Genomic DNA, 20,704 nt, shown 5'->3' on the forward strand with positions numbered 1-20,704 from the left:
AAAGCGATGATCAACGGCAACACGAAACTCATCGCGCATCTCGGTTTTCCAACGCACACGTTCAAGGCGCCGCTGATCTACAATCCGTATTTCGAAAAGAACGGCATCGACGCCGTGGTCGTGCCGATGGGCTGCCGGCCGGAAGATTATGCGTCCTTTCTGAAACTGGTGTTTCGCCTGTCCAATATTCACGGCGCCCTGATCACCATGCCGCACAAGATCACCACCATGGCGCTGCTGGACGAGGTGTCGACGAACGCGCAGGTGGCCGGCGCCTGCAATGCCGTGCGCCTGCTGCCGGATGGTCGTCTGGTCGGCGACATGTTCGATGGCGAAGGTTTCGTGCGCGGCATGTTGCGGCGTGGGAGATCCGTAGAAGGGCGACGTGCGATCATCGTCGGCTCGGGGGGCGTCGGCTCGGCCATCGCGGCGTCGCTGGCAAAGGCCGGACTGGCGGAACTGGCGCTCGGCGATACGTCTCTATCGATGATGGAGGGGCTGGCCGGGCGATTGAGAAACCACTATCCCGACCTGCGCGTGACCACTGGAGTGACCGACCCCGACGGATACGACATCGTCATCAATGCGACGCCGCTTGGCATGAAGGAAGGCGATCCGCTGCCGTTCGATGTGTCGCGGATTTCAGCCTCTGCCTTTGTGGGGGAGGTGGTGTTGAGCCAGGAGATCACGCCGTTTCTGGCGGCGGCGCGTGCGCGCGGCTGCGATTGTCAGGTCGGCACGGACATGCTGTTCGAGCAGATACCCGCCTATCTCGAGTTTTTCGGCCTGCCGACCACCACCGCCGCCGAGCTTCGCTCGATCGCGCGTCTTTGAGAGGGACAAGCCATGTCTTCACGAAAGAGGATCGTGTTGCTGGGCGCGGGGCTGATCGGGCGGGAACATGCCGCATTGCTCGACAGACATCCCGAAGCGGCGCTGATCGCGATCGCCGATCCAAGTGACGCGGCGGCAGTCGTGGCCGAGGCGTTCGGTGCGCGGCACCATGCCGATTATCGCCGGATGCTGGATGAGGAACGGCCGGATGGCGCCATCATCGCCTTGCCGAATGCCCTTCATGCGCAAGCGGCCATTGCCTGCACCGAGCGTGGCATTCCCTGCCTTCTCGAAAAACCGATCGCCGATACGCTTGAAGCCGCGGCGCGCATCGTTGAGGCTTCGGAACGCAGCGGCGTGCCGGTGCTGGTCGGGCACCAGCGGCGCTACAGCCCGGATATCGCCAAGGCCCGCCAAATGGTGGCGGAAGGCGCACTTGGCCGTCTGGTCGCGGTCAACGGGATGTGGATAGCGGACAAGCCGGACGCCTATTTCGAGATGGCGTGGCGGCGGCAGGCCGGTGGCGGGCCGCTGCTGATCAACCTCATCCATGACATCGATTGCCTCCGCTTCATCTGCGGCGATGTGGAGGAGGTCATGGCCTTTGCCTCGAACGCCGTGCGCGGGTTCGAGGTCGAGGATACCGCCAGCGTCAGCCTTCGTTTCAAATCCGGTGCGCTCGGGACATTGCTGATGAGCGATACGGCGGTCTCGCCCTATAATTGGGATACGGCTGCCGGCCAGGCCCTCTATTTTCCGCACCAGCCGGAAAACGCCTATTTTCTCTCCGGCACCAAAGCCGCCCTGGCCATTCCCTCGATGGATATCTGGCGGCACGAGCCCGAGGGTGGCCATTGGCAGGAGCCGCTTGTCCGGCGCCATGTGACGCTGGACGGCAGCCGTGCCTATGACAACCAGCTCGCCCATTTCCTCGACGTGATTGCCGGTCGTGCTCAGCCGCTTGTCTCTGCGCGCGATGCCATGACGACGCTTGAGACCATTTTTGCGATCATTGGATCATGCCGGGAGCGGCGATTGATGAAGGTCTGAACTTGCCCGTTCATGTTTCGAATGGCTGTGCCATCATGGCCTGCAGGCGGGCGATCAGATCATCAATCACGCCTATTCTCTGGCCGCCGACGGGACGGATCGCGTAATAGGATACTTCGATCTTGGGCTCGAATGGTATCGCCACCACCTTGGCGCCGGCGGAACGCAGGCTGGTCTGGTCGACGAGGCCGACGCCCATGCCCGCTGCCGCAAAATAACAGCAGTTCAGCATCGACGTTTCCATCGAACTGACCGGTTGATGCTCCTCGATCGAAAAGGCGCGATCAAGCGCCAGCCGCAGCGGCGAATTGCGCCCAGGAATGAGCACGCGTTCATCGATGAGGTCGGCCGGCGTGACGATGTCACGGGAGGCAAGCCGGTGATCCGATGTCATAGCGGCAACGGCATTCGAACTGTGAAGCAGAACGGCATTCTTGTCGGCCATCCGCGGTGAACCGAAGACAAGACCGAGATCGTAACGGTTCTGGTCGACCATATCCCAGATGTAACGGCTGTTTTCGACATCGATGACAAGGGGAATATCCACCCGGTCGCCGATCACGTCGATGATCGCCTTGTGGAGATAGGGGCGCACCAGAGAGGTGACGCTGGCGATGCGCAGAACCGTGTTCTTGTGCAGGCGGATATCGTCGGCGGCCTGTGCGATCTGGTCGAGGCCGAGATAGAGCCGTTCCACTTCGCGATAGAACTGCGTGGCTTCCGCCGTCGGCACCAGTCGGGCGCCCACCCGCTCGAACAGCGTCATCCGCACGATCTCTTCAAGATCGCGGATCAGGCGGCTGACGGCCGGCTGGGTGACATTCATGGCTTCGGCGGCAGCAGTAATGCCACCGGCCATCATCACGGCGCGAAAGGCTTCGACCTGTCTCGGTTTCAGTCTCACCCGTTACTCCTCCCATAACATTCCGGCATGACTTAAGTACAAAATGCAATTTTTCTTTTGGCAGGTAAAACGTTAATTGATGTTTACCCGCAGGGAGAGTGCGGTGATGGACAACCCGGAGGAGTCCCAAATATGAAGTTTTCTGTGTTCGCAGCCGCATTGGCAGCGTCTGTTTTCGCCATGCCGCTCGCAAGCCAGGCTCGGGATCTGACCGTTGGTCTGTCCGCTTCGACGACGTCCATGGACCCGCAATTCTATGTCGTTGGCCCGAACAGCGCGATGGCGCGCAACATTTTCGATGGCCTCGTCAATCAGGATGACAAGCAGCAGATCCAGCCGGCTCTGGCTGTTTCCTGGCAGATCGTCGATGACACGACCTGGGAATTCAAGCTGCGCGAAGGCGTGAAATTCCACGACGGTAGCGACTTTACCGCTGAAGACGTTGTCGCCAGCATCAAGCGCATTCCGCTCGCATCGACCAACAGCCCAAGCTCGTTTGCCGCTTACGTCAAGGCGATCACCGAAGTAACGGCCGTCGATGCGCTGACGGTGCGCATCAAGACATCCGGCCCGACGCCGCTTCTCCTTAACAACTTGAGCCGCATCGCAATCCTGCCGGCCGAGATGGAAAAGGTCACGACCGGCGACATGAACACCGGCAAGGGTGTCATCGGCACCGGCCCGTTCAAGTTCGTGTCCTGGTCGCCGGACGATAATGTCGTTGTCGCCAGGAATGATGCCTATTGGGGCGAAAAGGCGCAGTGGGACAAGGTCACGTTCCGCGTCTTCAAGAACCCGAGCGCCCGCGTTGCCGCCATGCTGTCCGGCGATGTCGACATGATCGAGAACATCCCGACCGCCGATACGCGCCGTCTGGAAGCTTCGGACAAGATGAAGGTCGTCAACATTGCCGGCAACCGCATCATGTATCTGCACATGGACCAGAACCGCGAGCAGTCGCCGTTCGCCAAGGGGCCCGATGGCAAGAACCCGCTGCTGAACGCCGATGTTCGTCGCGCCCTGTCGCTGTCGATCAACCGCGAAGCGCTGGTCGATCGCATCATGGACGGTCAGGGCGTGCCGGCCGGTCAGGTCGTGCCGGAAGGCTATTTCGGTTATGATCCGGCCATCAAGGTCGATGCCTACGATCCGAACAAGGCCAAGGAACTGCTGGCCAAGGCCGGTTATCCGGATGGTTTTGCGCTGACCTTCCATGCGTCGAACGACCGTTATCCCAACGACAGCAAGGTGGCGCAGGCCATCGGCCAGTTCTTCAGCCGTATCGGTGTGAAGACCGAAGTCGCCACCCTGCCGGGCAGCGTTTATTTCACCCGCGCCTCTAACCTCGAATTCTCGTTCATCATGGGCGGTGCGGCGGTCGAAACCGGTGAAGCGTCTGGCGTTCTCGGGCCGATCCTCGAGAGCTACGGCGAAAAGGCCGGTCAGGGCAATCGCGGTCGTTATTCCAACCCGGAATTCGACAAGGCGCTGAACGAAGCCCGCGCAACGCTCGACGATGCCAAGCGCGAGGAGCTTTTGAAGAAGGCGACGGAAATCGCCATGGGCGATCTCGGCGTCATCCCGGTCTTCTATCTTGCCAATACCTGGGCGGTGAAGAGCGACATCAACTATGCCGGTCGCTCGGATGGTTACACGCTTCCCTACTACGTGAAGCCGAACTGATACCCGGATAAACAGGAGCGATCCGCCATGTCCTTCAGCGGTGTATTTCCCTATCTCGTCTCGCCGATCGATCCGTCCGGCCAGGTGATGCAAGGTGTGCTGACGGACCTGGTGGATCATCTGATCCATGCGGGCGTGCATGGTCTCGCACCGCTCGGCAGCACCGGTGAATTTGCCTATCTCTCCCAAGACCAGAGACGTCGCGTCGTCGACACGGTGATTTCGGCCAATCGTGGCCGGGTTCCCGTTGTCGCCGGCGTGGCGTCGACCTCGACCGCCGATGCCGTCGCCCAGACGGAATACATGGTCGAAGCGGGAGCGGACGGCATTCTGGCCATTCTCGAAGCCTATTTTCCGGTGAGCGACGAGGGTGTGGAAGCCTATTTCACGGCGATCGCCAAGGCGGCCAAGGGTCGGCCGGTGGTGCTCTACACCAATCCGCAGTTCCAGCGCTCCGACCTGTCACTGCCGGTCATCGAGCGGCTGAGCCATATCGACAACATTCGTTACATCAAGGATGCGTCCACCAATACCGGCCGTCTTCTTTCCATCATCGAGCGCACCCGTGGCCGCATGGAAGTGTTTGCCGCCTCCGCGCATATTCCGGTCTGCGTGATGATGATCGGCGGCGTCGGCTGGATGGCGGGGCCTGCCTGCATCGTGCCCAAACAGAGCATCGCGCTTTACGAGGCGGCCAAGGCCGGTGACTGGGCGCGTGCGATGGACCTGCAGCGGCCGATGTGGAAGGTCAACGAAATCTTCGCAAAGTATTCGATCGCCGCCTGCATCAAGACGGCGCTCGACCTGCAGGGTTTTGCCGTAGGTGCGCCCATGCATCCGCAAATGCCGCTGTCTGATGCGGCGCGGATGGAAATTGCCGGCGTACTGCGTGATGTCGGCGCGCTCTGAAGCTTTCTTATACCCCAGACATTGAAGGCGTTATTTTATGAAGCCGATTTCGATCATCGTAGATTGTGATCCCGGTATCGATGACACGATTGCGCTCCTGACTGCATTCGTATCGCCGGAACTGAACATCCTTGGCATCACGCCTGTTTGCGGCAACCAGCCGCTGGAGCGCACCGTGCGCAACGCCTTGCAGGTCTGCGAACTTGGCCAGCGCACCGATATCCCCGTTTATGCCGGCTGCTTCCGGCCGATGCTGCGCGAGCCGATCCACGGCCAGTTCCATGGCAAGACCGGGCTTGGCAATACGACGCTGCCGGATCCGGTGAAAAAGGCGGAAGACATGACCGCTGTCGATTTTTTGGTCGAAGCGCTCGGCAAGGCGGCCGAGACCGGCGAGCGCATCACGCTGTGCTGCCTTGGTCCGCTCACCAACGTTGCCGTCGCCCTGCGCATGAAGCCGCAACTGGCTGACGGCATCGAGCGCATCGTCATGATGGGCGGTGCCTATCGCGAGCCGGGCAATCGCACGATGACCTCCGAATTCAACGTTCTGGCCGATCCGCATGCCGCGCATGTGGTGTTTTCGAGCGGTATCCCGATCGTGGCGCTGGCGCTCGACGCCACCCATCAGGTGATGTTGAAGCCGGAGCATGTCGCCGAATTTTCGCGTGTCAGCGGCCGCATTTCCGAGACGCTCGCCGAACTCATGGCCTTCTGGGACCGCAACGATGTGCGCCGTTACGGCTCGCGCGGCGGCCCGCTGCATGATCCGCTGGTCATGGCCTATATTCTTGCCCCGCATCTGTTCGAGACACAGAAGGCCCGCGTTTTCGTGGAATACGAAAGCGAACTCTGCATGGGCCAGACGATTGCCGACTGGTACGGCAAGAGCGGACTGGAGCCGAATGCCGATATCGTCACCAAGGTCGATGCGGACGGCGTGATCGCCTTCTTCCTCGAACGCCTGTCGCGTTATGCCGATGAAAAGGCCGTCGCATGAGCATGCACAAGGTCATCATCGATGCGGATCCGGGCGTGGACGATGCCGCTGCCATCCTGATGGCGCTCGCCTCGCCGGAAATCGAGGTGCTCGGCCTGTCGATCGTTGCCGGCAACGTCTCGCTGGCCGATACGGTCACCAATGCCTGCAAGCTCGTCGGTTTGAGCGGTCGTCGCGACGTGCCGGTTCATGCCGGCGCCAGCGGCCCGCTGGTGCGCGAGCAGGTTTATGGCAAATATGCCCGTATCGGCTCATTTGACGAAAAACTGGTCAAGGCCGGTGACATCGTGCCGTCGGACGAAAACGCGGTTCAGTTCATCACACGTTCGGCGCGGGCTGCCGCAGCCGTGGGTGAACAGATCACCATCTGCGCCATCGGCCCGATGACGAATGTGGCGCTGGCGCTGATCCAGCATCCTGATGTGGCGCGCGGTATCCGCCAGATTGTCGCCATGGGCGGCGCGTTTACGGCGCTTGGTCACCGCACGCCCTGGGCGGAATTCAACATTTATGCCGATCCGCATGCGGCCGAGATCGTTTTCCAGTCCGGCGTGCCGATCGTGCTGATGCCGCTCGACATGACATTTCAGGCGCTGTTTACCGCCGAGCACTTTGAAAAATTCCGCGCCGGTGGCGAGGCGGGTGCAGCACTCTACAATCTTTTTTCCACCTTCGACCGCAGCGATGAAAAGCGCTTTGGTCGTCCGGGCGGGCCGATCCATGATGCGACGACGATCGCCTGGCTCATCCGCCCCGAACTGTTCACCAGCCGCGAGGCTTTTGTCGGCGTTCAGGTCACCGGCCTGACGATGGGTTATACCTATGCCGATTTCTACAAGAAGATGGACCGGCCAGCCAATGCCACCGTCGTCACCGATGTCGACGAGGCCGGGTTCATCGCATTGCTGATCGAGCGCATTGCCCGCCATGGCGGCGAGGCGCTTGGCAGTCGAACCATTGGAGGCTCACACGCATGAGCGGATATCTCTTAAGCCGGTCGTTACAGACCGTGCTCACCCTTCTCGTCATGTCGGTTCTGGTTTTTGCCGGCCTGTTTCTGGTCGGCAACCCGGTCGATGTGCTGTTGAGCCCGACCGCGACTCCCGCCGAGCGTATTCAGGTCATCCAGTCCTTCGGTCTCGATAAGTCCGTCTGGGAACAGTACTGGATCTTTCTGACCAATGCGCTGTCCGGCGATCTCGGCAATTCCTTCGTGTTCAATCAGCCGGCCTTGACACTGATCCTGAACCGCATGCCGGCAACGCTGGAACTGGCTTTCGTGGCCCTCGCCATGGCGCTTGTCATCGGCATTCCGCTTGGCGTTTATGCCGGCCTGAAGCCGAAGGGTTTTATTTCCAAGTCGATCATGACCTTCTCGATCTTGGGCTTCAGCCTGCCGACATTCTGGATCGGGCTGGTGATGATCATGTATTTCAGCGTCTATCTCGGCTGGCTGCCGTCTTCGGGCCGTGGCGATACCGTCAACGTGCTCGGTGTGCCGCTCTCCATGTTCACGCTCGATGGTCTTTCGCATCTTCTGCTGCCGGCCTTCAATCTGGCGCTGTTCAAGATCTCGCTGGTCATTCGCCTCACCCGCGCCGGCGTGATGGAAACCATGCAGCTCGATTTCGTGCGTTTCGCCCGCGCCAAGGGCCTGCCGGAACGCCGTATCGTCACCGTGCATGTGCTCAAGAACACGCTGATCCCGCTCATCACCGTCATCGGCCTCGAACTCGGTTCGCTGATCGCCTTTGCCGTCGTCACCGAAACCATCTTTGCATGGCCGGGCATGGGCAAGCTGATCATCGACGCCATCGGCGTTCTCGATCGCCCCGTCATTCTCGCCTATCTGATGATCACCGTCGTGATGTTCAGCGTCATCAATCTCCTGGTCGACATCCTCTATTCGATCGTCGATCCTCGCGTCCGTCTTGAGGGGAACTCGTGATGACCGACAACACTTCATCCTCGACCACCTCGGTTCATGCCGCGGCCAACAGCGGCGCGACATCCGCATCGCGCTCTCCGACCCGCGAAGTCATCCACGCGCTGCTGCATGACAAACTGGCGCTGCTCGGCATCGTGCTGGTGACGATCTTCATTCTCGCCGCCGTGTTCGCACCGCTGCTCGCGCCCCAGAACCCGTATGACCTTGCACAGCTGGATATCATGGACGGCCGTCTGCAGCCGGGTTCGGAAAGCATGTCGGGAATGACCTATCTGCTCGGCACCGATACGCAGGGCCGCGACCTGTTCAGCGCCATTCTCTACGGCCTGCGCACCAGTATCCTCGTCGGCCTGTCGAGTGCGGCCATCGCGCTTGTCATCGGCGCCTCGATCGGTCTTACCAGCGCTTATGTCGGCGGCCGCACGGATTCGATCCTGATGCGCATCGTCGATATCCAGCTCAGCTTCCCGGCCATCCTGATCGCGCTGATCTTTCTGGCCATCCTTGGGCAGGGCGTCGACAAGATCATTCTGGCGTTGGTCGTGACGCAGTGGGCCTATTACGCCCGCACGATCCGTGGTTCGGCGCTCGTGGAGCGCAAGCGCGCCTATGTCGATGCCGCCCGTTCGATGGCGCTGCCGGATCGCAGCATCCTGTTCCGCCATATCCTGCCGAACTGCCTGCCGCCGCTGATCGTCGTTGCCACCATGCGTGTCGCTTATGCGATCATGCTGGAAGCAACGCTCTCCTTCCTCGGTATCGGCCTGCCGGTGACCGAACCGTCGCTCGGGCTGCTGATTTCGAACGGTTTCGAATATCTGCTGTCCGGCGATTACTGGATCAGCTTCTTTCCGGGCATCGCCCTCCTGTTGCTCATCGTCGCGATCAACTTGATCGGCGACAGCCTGCGCGACATCCTCAATCCGCGTCGTGAGGGCTAAGATCATGACAAAACCAATTCTCTCGATCTCCAACCTCAACACGGCCTTCCGCGTCGGCGGTGAGTGGCGCAATGTCGTCAACGATGTCAGCTTTGATATCGCCCCGAAGGAAACCGTCGCCGTCGTCGGTGAGAGCGGCTCGGGCAAGAGCGTTACCGCGATGTCGATCATGCGGCTTCTGTCGCCCGCCAATTCGCGGGTGACCGGCAAGATCGAGTTTGAGGGCAAGGATCTTCTATCGATCCCGCTCGACGACATGCAGAAAATCCGCGGCAACCGCATCGGCATGATCTTTCAGGAGCCGATGACCTCGCTCAACCCGGTCCTGAAGATCGGCGAGCAGATCACTGAGGTTCTGCGCCAGCATCGCGGCATGTCGGAAGCACAGGCGCAGGCGGAAGCCGTGCGGCTTCTGGAAAAAGTCCGTATTCCGTCGGCCAAATCGCGCCTCAACGAATACCCGATGAATTTTTCGGGGGGCATGCGCCAGCGCGTCGTCATCGCCATTGCGCTTGCCTGTGATCCAAAACTGCTGATCGCCGATGAGCCGACCACCGCGCTCGACGTCACCATCCAGGCGCAGATCCTCGAGCTGATCAAGACGCTGCAGGAAGAGGAGGGCATGTCGGTCCTCTTCATCACCCACGACATGGGCGTGGTCGCGGAAATCTCCGACCGCACCGTCGTCATGTATCGCGGCGAGCAGGTCGAGACCGGCACCACGCATGACCTCTTCGCCGGTGCCAAACATCCGTATACGCGCGCGCTTCTGTCGGCCGTGCCGCAGCTTGGTTCGATGACCGGAAAAGATCGTCCGTTGCGTTTCCCGCATGTCGATATGGCAACGGGAGACATCCAGCCGCCCAAGCAGACTGAAGATACCGTCAAGCGTGACGCACCTCCCATCCTCAAGGTCGACAATCTCGTCACCCGTTTCCCTGTCAAACAGGGTTTTCTGCGCAAGACGATTGGCCGTATCCATGCCGTTGAAGGCGTGTCTCTGGAACTGCGTCAGGGCGAAACGCTGTCTCTGGTCGGCGAAAGCGGTTGCGGAAAATCCACGACCGGCCGTTCGATCATCCGCCTCACCGATCCGGTCTCCGGCGAAGTGCAGATCGACGGCAAGAACGTCATCAGGGCCGGCAAATCGGAACTGACGGATATCCGCCGCGAAGCGCAGATGATCTTTCAGGATCCGTTCGAAAGCCTCAATCCGCGTATCCGCGTCGGTCAGGCGATTGCCGAACCGATCATCACCCACGGTCTGGTCAAGGCATCGGATGCCCGCCAGCGTGTCGGCGAACTTCTTGAGCGTGTCGGCCTGTCCGCCTCCATGGCGGATCGTTTTCCGCACGAGTTTTCCGGCGGCCAGCGTCAGCGTGTATGCATCGCCCGTGCGCTTGCACTCGAACCCAAGCTGCTGATCGCGGATGAGTCCGTCTCGGCGCTTGATGTGTCGGTAAAGGCGCAGGTCATCAACCTGATGCTCGACCTGCAGGAGAAATATGGCCTCGGTTACCTGTTCATCAGCCATGACATGGCCGTTGTCGAACGCATCAGCCACCGCGTCGCTGTCATGTATCTCGGTGAAATCGTCGAGATAGGCCCGCGTCAGGCCGTGTTCGAAAACCCGCAGCACGATTATACCAAACGCCTGATGGCGGCGGTGCCGATTGCTGATCCGTCACGCCGGCAGACGCGCCGTATCTCCAACGACGAGATCAAGAGCCCGTTCCGTGCTGCCGATTACGTGCCGCCGAAGCGCACTTACGAAGAAGCCGGCGAAGGCCACTTCGTTCAGGTCGCGTAAGGAAGCAATGCCATGATCATCACCTTCGGCTCCATCAATGTCGACTTTGTCTATGAGGTCGAGGCGATGCCGCAAGCGGGCCAGACCCTGCTTGCCAAGCGGTTTCGTACCGAATCCGGTGGCAAGGGCGCCAATCAGGCGCTTGCGGCAGCGCGGGATGGCGCCGAGGTGGTGATGGTGGGAGCTGTCGGAAACGACGGTCTGGCCGAGGTCGGTCTGCAGAACCTGTCGACAGTGACGGATATCAGCCGGGTCGCGCGTGTCGCGGAACCAACCGGTAATGCCTCGATCCATATCGACGCTGCAGGCCGCAACATGATCGTGGTGGCGGCTGGGGCCAATCTGGTTGCCTCTTCCAATGCCGTGGAAAAGGCTCTGCTGGATCGTGCCAATGTCGTTCTCCTGCAGATGGAAAACGATGTGGGGGAGGTGGAAAAGCTGATCCGCCGCACACTGGCGGTCAAAGCCACCTCCATCCTCAATCTTGCCCCGGCTTTCCCTTTGCCCCAGCAGGTTCTGTCGCTGTGCGATCTGATCATCGTCAACGAGGACGAAGCGGAAGCGCTGGCCGGGTGGTTGGGCTGTGGCGCATCGGCTGAGGCGCTGTCCGCCCACCTCGATACCGGCGTTCTTCGCACGCTGGGCGGCGAGGGTGCGGAAGCCTCGGCTTTCGGCGAATATATCCGCATTGCGGCCATGTCGGTCGAGGTGAAGGACACGACGGCAGCGGGCGATTGTTTTGTCGGCGTGCTGGCGTCTGCGCTCGATCGCGGCCTGCCACTTAAGGCTGCCATGGAACGGGCATCGGTCGCGGCCGGCATTGCCTGCTCGAGGCCCGGAAGCCAGAGCAGTCTTCCGACGTTTCAGGAAACCGAACAGGTCATGGCCTGATCACGCGTCCATCAGTCTGCCGGGCTCGAAGACGTCCAGCAGCCCGAGATAGGGTTTTGAGACTGGCGTCGCATAAGCCCCGCGCTTGGCAGTGGACAGCCCCATCGTGACCAGCGATTCCGCCTGTTTTACCGCCGCCGCGACGCCATCCACGACAGGCACGCCGAATTCGGCGAGCAATTCCACCGTGAGATCCGCCATGCCGGCGCAGCCGAGCACGATGGCTTCGGCGCGGTCTTCTTTCAGCGCCAGTCCTATCTCTCTACGCAGCCGGTCGCGGGCATTGGAGTTGGGGTCCTCCAGCGAAAGCACCGGAATGTCCGCCGCTCTGACCTTGCAGCGGGACGACATGCCGTAGCGATGCACCAGGTGTTCCAGCGGCAGGCGCGAGCGTTCCATCGTCGTTACCACGGTGAATTTCTGGGCGATGAAGGCGGTGGTCGACACCGCAGCCTCGCAGATGCCGATGACCGGGACGTTTGCCAAAGCGCGGGCGGCATCGAGACCGGTATCGTCGAAACAGGCGATCACGACGGCATCGATGCCGGCCTTCTCTCCCTCGGCAATCGCCTTCAGCAGGCCGGGAATGGCAAAAACCTCATCGTAATAGCCTTCGATCGAGACCGGCCCCATCGAAGAAGTGACGGCAATGATCTCGGTTTCACGGGAAGCGACACGCCGTGCCGAGTCGGCGATTGTCGCTGTCATGCTGGCCGTTGTGTTGGGATTGACGATGAGGATGCGCATCAGCTTTTCGCTCGGCGGCGGTTGAGGTGGACGATCAGGCCGAGTGTTCCGGCGATCACGAGGAAGGAAAAGACGGTGGTGACCGTGCCGAGCGCGTAGAGAACCGGCGTCGTCACATTGGTGGTCATGCCGTAGATTTCCAGCGGCAGCGTGTTGAAGGAACCGGCCGTCATCAATGTGCGCGCAAATTCGTCATAGGAGAGCGTGAAACCGAACAGGCCGACGCCGATCAGGCTCGGCGCGATCATCGGCAGCACGACATGGCGAAAGGTCTGCCAGGAGGTGGCACCCAGATCGCGTGCCGCTTCCTCGTAAGCCGGGGAAAAACGGTTGAACACGGCGAACATGATCAGCACGCCGAAGGGCAGGGTCCATGTCAGATGCGCGCCGAAACCGGAGGAATACCATGCCGGCTGCAGCCCGAGCTGGTTGAACAGCACGCCGATGCCGAGCGACACGATGATGGACGGCACGACGAGGCTGGCCACCGCCAGATAAAACAGCGCCGTCGCGCCGATGAATTTGCGCCGGAAAGCCAGCCCGGCCAGCAGTGAGACGATGACTGTGACCAGCATGACCATCATGCCGAGCATGGCCGAACGCCGGAACGAGCCGCCGAAATCCCCGACCGCCTGCGTTTCGAACAGATTGGCGAACCAGCGCAACGACACGCCATTGAGCGGGAAGGTGAGACCGCCATTCGGGCCCTGAAACGACAGGATCAGGACCGCCGATAGCGGGCCATACAGAAACAGCACGAAGACGGTGAAGAAGATGGCGAGAAGGTAAAACTCGTGGGATCGGGGTTCGCGGTACATGTCAAAGCTCCCCTATAGTTCTTTACGTATATCAACGATGCGCAGGATGCCGGCGACCATCATCAGGACGAGTACGAGCAGCACGACCGCATTGGCGGCCGCGGCCGGATATTGCAGCAGCGACATCTGGTTCTTCATCATCAGCGCGACGGACGCGCTCTGTCCGCCGGACATGACCTGCACGGTGGAAAAATCGGCCATGACCAGTGTCACCACAAAGATCGTGCCGATTGCCATGCCGGGTTTGGCGAGCGGCATGATGACATTGGTGAGGACCTGCCAGCTGGTCGCGCCGGCATCGCGCGCCGCTTCCACCAGAGATTTGTCGATGCGCATCAGCGTGTTGAAGATCGGCGTTACCATGAACAGCGTATAGAGATGCACCATGGCGAGAACGACGGCAAAATCCGAATAGAGCAGCCATTCGATCGGCTGCGAAATCACGCCGGAACCGGTGAGTGCCGAGTTGATCAGCCCGTTTCGTCCCAGAACCGGGATCCACGAGATCATGCGGATGATGTTGGATGTCAGGAACGGTACGGTGCAGATGAGAAAAAGCACCATCTGCATTGAGGTGGTGCGGATGTGGAAGGCGAGAAAATAAGCGACCCAGAAGCCGATGAAAAGCGTGATCGCCCAGACGAGGAACGCGTATTTCAGCGTGTTGAGATAGGTCTTCCAGGTGACCCATGAGCCGAGCGTTTCCTCGTAGTTCATGGTGAGGAAATCCGGGTACATCTGGGCAAAGTCGTAATCCCAGAAGCTGACGACCGCGATCATCAGGATCGGCAGGAGAAGGAAGAAGCCGAGGATCAGCGTCAGCGGCACGGCCTGCAGGTAGGAGATGACCGCAAGCGGCAGGCGGAAACTTTTTCCCGCGCGCTCCACTCCGTTGGTCTCTGATGATGTGATCGTTGCCATTGTCGCCTTTCTTGCTGGGGGTCTGATATCCCCTCATCCGGTCCTTTGGCCCCCCTTCTCCCCGAGGGGGAGAAGGGGATTTGCCGCGACGTTGCGGATATTCCTCTCCCCCGCGGGGAGAGGTCGCCGAGCGTAGCGGAGGCGGGTGAGGGGGCCGTCTGAGGCGCCCCTCCATGCTTAAGCCGCGATGAACTCGTTCCAGCGGCGGACCATGTAGCGGTCTTCGTCCATCACCGAGTTCCAGCATGCAACGTGCCCCATGCGCTCCTCGAAGGAGCCGCCATCACGCACGGCGCCGGCCTTTTCCATGACCTTGCCGTCGGGCGCCACGATATCGCCGGCGGCCGCCTTGCCTTCGATCCAGTAGCCCCATTCGTCGGCCGACATGTGTTCCTTGGCGGTTTCCATGCAGGCGGAGTAATAACCCTGGCGGTTGAGATAGGCGCCGACCCAGCCGGACGTGTACCAGTTGATATATTCGTAAGCCGCGTCCAGCTTGGCGCCGGTCAGGTGCGCGGCAAGGCCGATGCCGCCGCCCCATGAACGATACCCTTCCTTGAGCGGCTGGTATTTGCAGGCAATGCCCTTGGAGCGCACGGCGGCAACGGCCGGCGACCACATCGACTGGATGATGACTTCACCCGAGGACATCAGGTTGACCGACTCGTCGAACGACTTCCAGAAGGCGCGGAACTGGCCGTCCTGCTTGGCCTTGATCAGGAATTCGATCGTCTTGTCGATCTCTTCCTTGGTCATGTTGCCCTTGTCCGCATATGTGAGATTGCCCATCGCCTCCATGATCATCGCGGCATCCATGATGCCGATCGAGGGGATGTTGAGGATCGAGGTCTTGCCCTTGAATTTCGGGTCCATGATATCGGCCCAGGTGGTGATGTCGCGACCGACGAGATCAGGACGAATGCCGAGCGTATCGGCATTGTATATCGTCGGCATCATGGTGAAATACTGGGTCTCTTCCTTGGCGAATGTCTTGTCGCCCGGCTTTTCGACGAAACCGACGGTATGCGGCGCGGTGCCTTGCGCGATCACGCTGTCGGGCTTGAGCTTGCCGTTCTTGAACAGCGGCACGACCTTGTCATAATATTTCAGCTTCTTCACATCCATCGGCTGGATGACATTGGCCGCATAGACCTTTTTCAGGATCCAGTATTCGATATCGGCAAGGTCGTAGGATTGCGGCTGGGTGACGGCGCGCTGGGCGGCGGCATCCGAATCCGTGGCGGTCATCTCCAGCGTGATGCCGAGATCGGCCTTGCACTTTTCGGCAATGGCATTGAGGTTCGATACGCCGGTGCCGAACTGGCGAAGCGTGATCGGGTTCTGGGCCCAGATGGTCGGGAAACCGGTAATCGCCCCGGAACCGGCGGCAAGGCCCGCGGCGGCCGAGGCCGTTTTCAGGAGCGAGCGGCGGGAAATGCCGTTGTGCGTATTCTTTGTCTCGGTCATGCCAGTTCTCCTCTTGAGGTTTTATTGTTGTATTTTCAGTGCTTCAGCCGCCCCAGCACGAGCGCATCCGCGCGCTCCCAGGAAAGCGGAATGGCGTCGCCGACCTTGACGGGATTGGCGAAAAACTCCTTGTCGCTTAGGATCACGGTGAAATCCTCGACGCCGGCACCGTTGACGGTGAGCTTGACCGAGGCGCCGCGATATTCGACGTTCGAAACCAAGCCGGTAAATCCGAGACCCTTTTCCGTTGGCGCACCAACGCGCACCCGGTCCGTGCGGATGGCGATATCGGCCGTCTCGCTGAGCGCCGAAGTGCCGGTCGGCGTGGCGAGAAAATCGCCGCCCGCCGGCACGGAAATCATCAACCCGTCATCGCTGCTTTGCGTCACCCGGCCCGAGACGACGTTGTGATCGCCCATGAATTTCGCCACGAAGGCGGTGGCCGGCCGTTCGAACACCGTGCGCGGATGAGCCGCCTGCTCGATGCGGCCGTCATTCATGATGACGATGATATCGGCCAGCGCCATCGCCTCTTCCTGACTGTGCGTCACATGCACGAAGGTGATGCCGAGCGAGGTCTGCAGTTTTTTCAGCTCTGCCCGCATGCGGATTTTCAGAAACGGATCGAGCGCCGAAAGCGGTTCGTCGAGCAGCAGTGCTTCCGGATCGGTGATCAGCGCGCGGGCGAGCGCCACGCGCTGCTGCTGGCCGCCGGAAAGCTGCGCCGGACGGCGGTTCGCATAGGCTTCCAGCTGCATCAGACGCAACATGTCGAGCGCCTTGGCGCGGCGTTCATCCTTGTCGACGCCCTTCATCTTCAGAGAGAATGCGACATTGTCGACGAGATCGAGATGCGGGAAGAGCGCATAGGACTGGAACATCATCGCCGTGCCGCGTTTGGCCGGGGCTAAGTCGGTGACGACGGCATTGCCGAGCCTGATATCGCCGATCGAAATCGTCTCGTGTCCGGCGATCATGCGCAGTGTCGAGGTCTTGCCGCAGCCTGAGGGGCCGAGAAGGCAGCAATAGGTGCCTGCCGGTATCTTCAGGCTGATCTCGTGCACCGCGGTCGTGGCGCCATAGATCTTGGAAACGGAAACGATGTCTATTTCGGCGGCTTTGCTCATGGACACTCTCCTGCGACGCTTTTTCCATGCAGGGCGCGTGCCAGTTCGTTTCACCATTGAAACTCCAGCGCATTTACGGACGGGCCAGGAGTGGGAACACAGCGGTGAGCAAATTTACGGCGATGGTTTTCGATCCTTTGGGCAAGTTGTATGCAATCTTGATGGGTGATTGCAAAACATCTTACTAGGCAGACACGGGCGGGCGCGGTACAAGGAGACATGCCGGATAGAGCCCCATGACCCTTTTCGAAAAACCCGTTCCCCAAAGCGACAGCGTTATCGAAGATCGCGCCATGGCCATTCGGGAATCCCTGCGCAATGCGATCATCGATCGGCGGCTGGCTCCGGGGACAAAACTGTCCGAGGCCGAAGTCGGCTCGCTGTTCGATGTCAGTCGCACCGTTGCCCGCGCCGCGCTGCAGATGCTGACCTTCGAGGGGCTGGTGAAAACCGAGCGCAATCGCGGTGCCTTCGTTTCCAATCCCTCGCCGGAAGAGGCGCGGCAGATCTTTGCCTCGCGCCGGTTGATCGAGCCGGGCATTGTCGCTGCCGCCGTCGAGCGGATCACGCCGGAGGATATTTCTCGTTTTCGCGAGCAGTTGCGCGAGGAAGAACGTTACATGACCGAGCGCGGCCCGGCTGCGCGCCGGGCCGAAATCAAGGCTTCGGGTGATTTCCATCTCATGCTGGCATCGGTTGCGGGCAATGCCATCCTGCAGCGCTTCATGGACGAGTTGGTTGCCCGTTCCTCGCTGGTGATCGCCCTTTATGGCCGCTCCGGCATATCCAGCTGCGGCCATAGCGAACATTTCGCCATTCTCGACCTGATTGAAAGCGGCGATGCGAAACGTGCGTCGGATCTGATGCTGCACCATATCGATCATATCGAAGCCGATCTTGATCTTGAGCCGCGCGAGGGACGGGGCCTGCGGGACGCATTGCTGTCGTCCTGATCCGGTCGAGCGGAACAAATGCAAATTTCTTTTTCAAACGACCCAAGGATTTCCAATCGGCCATCGTCTAAGCTTCGCATGACAAAAAATGGACAGGACGATCCGTGAGTGCCGAACTCCTGAACAAGGCCCGTGAAGGTGATCGCGATGCGTTTTCACAGCTGGTGGAAGCGCATTACGATTTCATTCATGCCATAGCCTGGCGCTGGTGCGGTGTGGCCGGCGATGCGGAAGATATCGCCCAGGAGGCCTGTATCCGCATGGCGCGTGCCATCCGTGATTTCAAAGGCCAGTCGGGCCTGAAAACCTGGCTTTATACGCTCACCCTGAATGTGGTGCGGGATCATCAAAGGCAGATGGCAAGGCGGCGGCGGGATGAAAACCGGCTGGCAAGCGATCCGGTTTTTCTCGCCGAACGGGAAACGCCCGATGGTGCGGCGGAAGAATGGCTCTGGGCTGCCGTCCGAACCTTGCCGGACAAGCAGCGTGATGCGGTCCTGCTCGTCCATGCCGAGGGGCTGAACCACGCTGCCGCTGCCGATGTTCTGGGCTGTTCCGAAAAGACGATCTCCTGGCACCTGCACGACGCCCGAAAACGATTGAAGGACCTTCTGAAAAGGGAGGCTGTCTGACCATGACGGACGAATTCGAAACCTTGCGCAACCTCCCGCCCGCTCCGGCTCCATCCGCTGCGGCGCGCAGCCATGCGCGGCTTGCCGCCATGGAAGCCTTCGACGGCGCGGAAAAAAATGCGACCGGCACCCAAGGAAAGGCGGATGCCGGACGTCAAAGCTCCATCCTCAACCGGATCCGGAGTTTTATCATGATCACCCGCCATCCTTACCTTGCAGGTTCGGCACTCGCCACACTTCTGGTCGTGCCGTCCGCCACCTATCTCGCGTTTGAAGTCATGCGCACCAGCCCGCCGGTGGTGGCCCATGTCGCTTCGCCCGCACCTGAAGACGCGTCGAAGCCGTCAACGATGACCCGTAACAACGTTACCCCGAATGAGGTCGAGGATTTTCTGAACAGGCAGGATGCCGCCGGTGGTCCTATGCCGGGAGAGAGCGCAGCGCTTGGCGGCAAAAAGGCAACGGCTCCGGCCGCCGCGCCGATGGCCGAACTCGCACCGCCACCGGCACCCGCGCCCATGACATCGCGCATGGCGCCTGCGGCCGGACAGCGGGCGCAGATTCTGCTCGATCCCAGGGTGCGCCCTACGGAACAGTCCGGCGACCGGTTTGCCAATGCGCAAATCAATCCGGTGAAAAGCGTCGCAACCGATCCGGTTTCGACCTTCTCCATTGATGTGGACACGGCCTCCTACGCCTTTGTCCGGCGGTCGCTCATGCAGGGCCGTCTGCCTGATCCAGACAGTGTGCGGGTCGAGGAAATGGTGAACTATTTCCCGTATGACTGGCCGCGCCCGCAATCGGTCGACACGCCGTTCCAGACGACGGTCACCGTCACACCGACGCCGTGGAATGCCGGCACGCGGCTGATGAACGTGGCGATCAAGGGATATGAGCTGACGCCTGCCGTCGCGCCGCCAAGCAATCTGGTTTTCCTGATCGACGTATCGGGATCGATGAATGCGCCGGACAAGCTGCCGCTTCTCAAAAGCGCCTTTCGCCTGCTGGTCGGCAAGCTGCGGCCCGAGGACAAGGTCTCGATCGTCACCTATGCGGGTGCGGCCGGCACCGTTCTTGAGCCGACCTCGGCAAGCGAGAGCGAAAAAATCCTCAACGCCATCGATACGCTGCAGCCAGGCGGTTCGACTGCCGGTGCGGAAGGCATCGAGGCCGCCTATCGCCTGGCGCGCGAAGCTTTCGTGAAGGATGGTGTCAATCGGGTGATGCTGGCCACCGACGGCGATTTCAATGTCGGCGCCTCCAGCGACGAGGACCTCAAGCGCATGATCGAGGATCGGCGCCGTGACGGCATCTATCTTTCCGTTCTCGGTTTCGGGCAGGGCAATCTCAATGACGGCCTGATGCAGACACTGGCCCAGAACGGTAACGGTACTGCCGCCTATATCGACACGCTGGCGGAAGCGCAGAAGGCTCTGGTGGATGAGGTCGGCTCGACCCTGTTCCCGATTGCCAAGGACGTCAAAATCCAGGTGGAGTTCAATCCGCAAAAGATCGCCGAATACCGGCTGATCGGTTACGAAACGCGGGCATTGCGCAACGAGGATTTCAACAACGACCGTGTTGATGCCGGCGATATCGGTTCCGGTCATTCGGTGACGGCCATCTATGAGGTCACGCCGAAGGGAAGCGATGCCGTGCTCAATGATCCGCTGCGTTATCAGCCCGACGCAAAAACGGCGCCGGCGCAGCCATCGGATGAGCTGGCCTTCGTCAAGATCCGGTACAAAAAGCCGGATGCCGATACGAGCAGGCTGATCACCACGCCGGTGACCGAGGCAAATGCCGTCAACGATCTCGCCTCGGCTGCACCGGATGTTCGTTTTGCCACCGCCGTTGCCGCATTCGGGCAGAAACTGCGCAAGACACCGGCGCTTGAGCATTATGCCTATGGCTCGATCCTCGATCTTGCGAGGACTGGTCGCGGTGACGATCCGTTCGGTTATCGCGCCGGTTTCGAAACGCTGGTCGGCCTTGCCCAATCCCTCGACAGGAAATGAGCGGGTTAGAAAAATTCTCCGGCGGGCTGAATGGCCCGCCGGAAGTTGCCG

Annotated in this window: 19 protein-coding genes; 13 read left to right on the plus strand and 6 right to left on the minus strand. The window is 60.6% G+C overall.

The genetic code is table 11. The features are described from left to right. Window positions 1-6: 6 nt before the first annotated feature. Together J2T09_RS09840 and J2T09_RS09845 are read left to right on the plus strand one after the other, a co-directional pair. A complete protein-coding gene (locus J2T09_RS09840; RefSeq protein WP_306833753.1) occupies window positions 7-834 on the plus strand; it encodes a shikimate dehydrogenase family protein in 828 nt (275 codons plus the stop codon). Between the two features lie 12 nt (window positions 835-846). Next, window positions 847-1,884 (plus strand): Gfo/Idh/MocA family protein, encoded by a 1,038-nt coding sequence (locus J2T09_RS09845; protein WP_306833755.1) that lies wholly within the window; start codon window positions 847-849, stop codon window positions 1,882-1,884. A 10-nt stretch (window positions 1,885-1,894) separates the two neighbouring features. On the opposite strand, the gene J2T09_RS09850 is transcribed toward J2T09_RS09845, so the two are convergent. Further along, window positions 1,895-2,788, minus strand: a complete 894-nt coding sequence (locus J2T09_RS09850; RefSeq protein WP_306833757.1) for a LysR family transcriptional regulator — start codon at window positions 2,786-2,788, stop codon at window positions 1,895-1,897. 132 nt (window positions 2,789-2,920) lie between these two features. Here J2T09_RS09850 and J2T09_RS09855 point away from each other — a divergent pair, with 132 nt between their 5' ends. From J2T09_RS09855 to J2T09_RS09890, 8 genes are read left to right on the plus strand one after another with little or no spacing between them, the layout of a single operon-like run. Next, window positions 2,921-4,471, plus strand: coding sequence for an ABC transporter substrate-binding protein (locus tag J2T09_RS09855; protein ID WP_306833759.1), 1,551 nt, complete (start codon window positions 2,921-2,923; stop codon window positions 4,469-4,471). A gap of 27 nt (window positions 4,472-4,498) precedes the next feature. Then, window positions 4,499-5,380: a dihydrodipicolinate synthase family protein gene (locus J2T09_RS09860; protein WP_306833761.1), complete on the plus strand. Its 882-nt coding sequence runs from the start codon at window positions 4,499-4,501 to the stop codon at window positions 5,378-5,380. A gap of 37 nt (window positions 5,381-5,417) precedes the next feature. Further along, window positions 5,418-6,380, plus strand: a complete 963-nt coding sequence (locus tag J2T09_RS09865; RefSeq protein ID WP_306833763.1) for a nucleoside hydrolase — start codon at window positions 5,418-5,420, stop codon at window positions 6,378-6,380. Then, window positions 6,377-7,357, plus strand: a complete 981-nt coding sequence (locus tag J2T09_RS09870) for a nucleoside hydrolase (protein ID WP_306833765.1) — start codon at window positions 6,377-6,379, stop codon at window positions 7,355-7,357. The genes J2T09_RS09865 and J2T09_RS09870 overlap by 4 nt, the downstream gene beginning before the upstream one ends. Then, entirely contained in the window at window positions 7,354-8,328 is a 975-nt protein-coding gene (locus tag J2T09_RS09875; protein WP_306833767.1) for an ABC transporter permease, read from the plus strand. The genes J2T09_RS09870 and J2T09_RS09875 overlap by 4 nt, the downstream gene beginning before the upstream one ends. Further along, on the plus strand, window positions 8,328-9,269 hold the full coding sequence (locus J2T09_RS09880; protein ID WP_306833769.1) for an ABC transporter permease: 942 nt from the start codon (window positions 8,328-8,330) through the stop codon (window positions 9,267-9,269). Before J2T09_RS09875 ends, J2T09_RS09880 begins: the two co-directional genes overlap by 1 nt. Window positions 9,270-9,273: 4 nt before the next feature. Then, complete coding sequence (locus J2T09_RS09885) at window positions 9,274-11,079, plus strand: ABC transporter ATP-binding protein (RefSeq protein WP_306833771.1); 1,806 nt, start codon at window positions 9,274-9,276, stop codon at window positions 11,077-11,079. Between the two features lie 12 nt (window positions 11,080-11,091). Then, window positions 11,092-11,970, plus strand: a complete 879-nt coding sequence (locus J2T09_RS09890; protein WP_306833773.1) for a ribokinase — start codon at window positions 11,092-11,094, stop codon at window positions 11,968-11,970. Here J2T09_RS09890 and J2T09_RS09895 read toward each other — a convergent pair whose 3' ends face one another. The 5 genes from J2T09_RS09895 to J2T09_RS09915 form a co-directional block, all read right to left on the minus strand. Continuing rightward, on the minus strand, window positions 11,971-12,717 hold the full coding sequence (locus J2T09_RS09895; protein WP_306833776.1) for an aspartate/glutamate racemase family protein: 747 nt from the start codon (window positions 12,715-12,717) through the stop codon (window positions 11,971-11,973). After that, entirely contained in the window at window positions 12,717-13,535 is an 819-nt protein-coding gene (locus tag J2T09_RS09900; protein WP_306833778.1) for an ABC transporter permease, read from the minus strand. Before J2T09_RS09900 ends, J2T09_RS09895 begins: the two co-directional genes overlap by 1 nt. Window positions 13,536-13,547: 12 nt before the next feature. Then, window positions 13,548-14,456 carry an ABC transporter permease gene (locus tag J2T09_RS09905; RefSeq protein ID WP_306833780.1) on the minus strand — a complete coding sequence of 303 codons (909 nt, stop codon included), beginning with the start codon at window positions 14,454-14,456 and terminating at the stop codon, window positions 13,548-13,550. Between the two features lie 177 nt (window positions 14,457-14,633). After that, a complete protein-coding gene (locus tag J2T09_RS09910; RefSeq protein WP_306833782.1) occupies window positions 14,634-15,923 on the minus strand; it encodes an ABC transporter substrate-binding protein in 1,290 nt (429 codons plus the stop codon). Window positions 15,924-15,958: 35 nt separating this feature from the next. Further along, window positions 15,959-17,050 (minus strand): ABC transporter ATP-binding protein, encoded by a 1,092-nt coding sequence (locus J2T09_RS09915; RefSeq protein WP_306833784.1) that lies wholly within the window; start codon window positions 17,048-17,050, stop codon window positions 15,959-15,961. Between the two features lie 236 nt (window positions 17,051-17,286). Between J2T09_RS09915 and J2T09_RS09920 the strand changes: the two genes are divergently transcribed. From J2T09_RS09920 to J2T09_RS09930, 3 genes are all read left to right on the plus strand, one after another. Next, window positions 17,287-18,003, plus strand: coding sequence for a GntR family transcriptional regulator (locus J2T09_RS09920; RefSeq protein ID WP_306833786.1), 717 nt, complete (start codon window positions 17,287-17,289; stop codon window positions 18,001-18,003). A gap of 104 nt (window positions 18,004-18,107) precedes the next feature. Then, window positions 18,108-18,635: an RNA polymerase sigma factor gene (locus tag J2T09_RS09925; RefSeq protein WP_306833789.1), complete on the plus strand. Its 528-nt coding sequence runs from the start codon at window positions 18,108-18,110 to the stop codon at window positions 18,633-18,635. Window positions 18,636-18,637: 2 nt separating this feature from the next. Then, entirely contained in the window at window positions 18,638-20,653 is a 2,016-nt protein-coding gene (locus tag J2T09_RS09930; protein ID WP_306833791.1) for a vWA domain-containing protein, read from the plus strand. Window positions 20,654-20,704 lie beyond the last annotated feature (51 nt).

The sequence above is a fragment of the Neorhizobium huautlense genome, from assembly GCF_030811685.1.
GTDB classification, from domain to species: Bacteria; Pseudomonadota; Alphaproteobacteria; order Rhizobiales; family Rhizobiaceae; genus Neorhizobium; species Neorhizobium huautlense_A.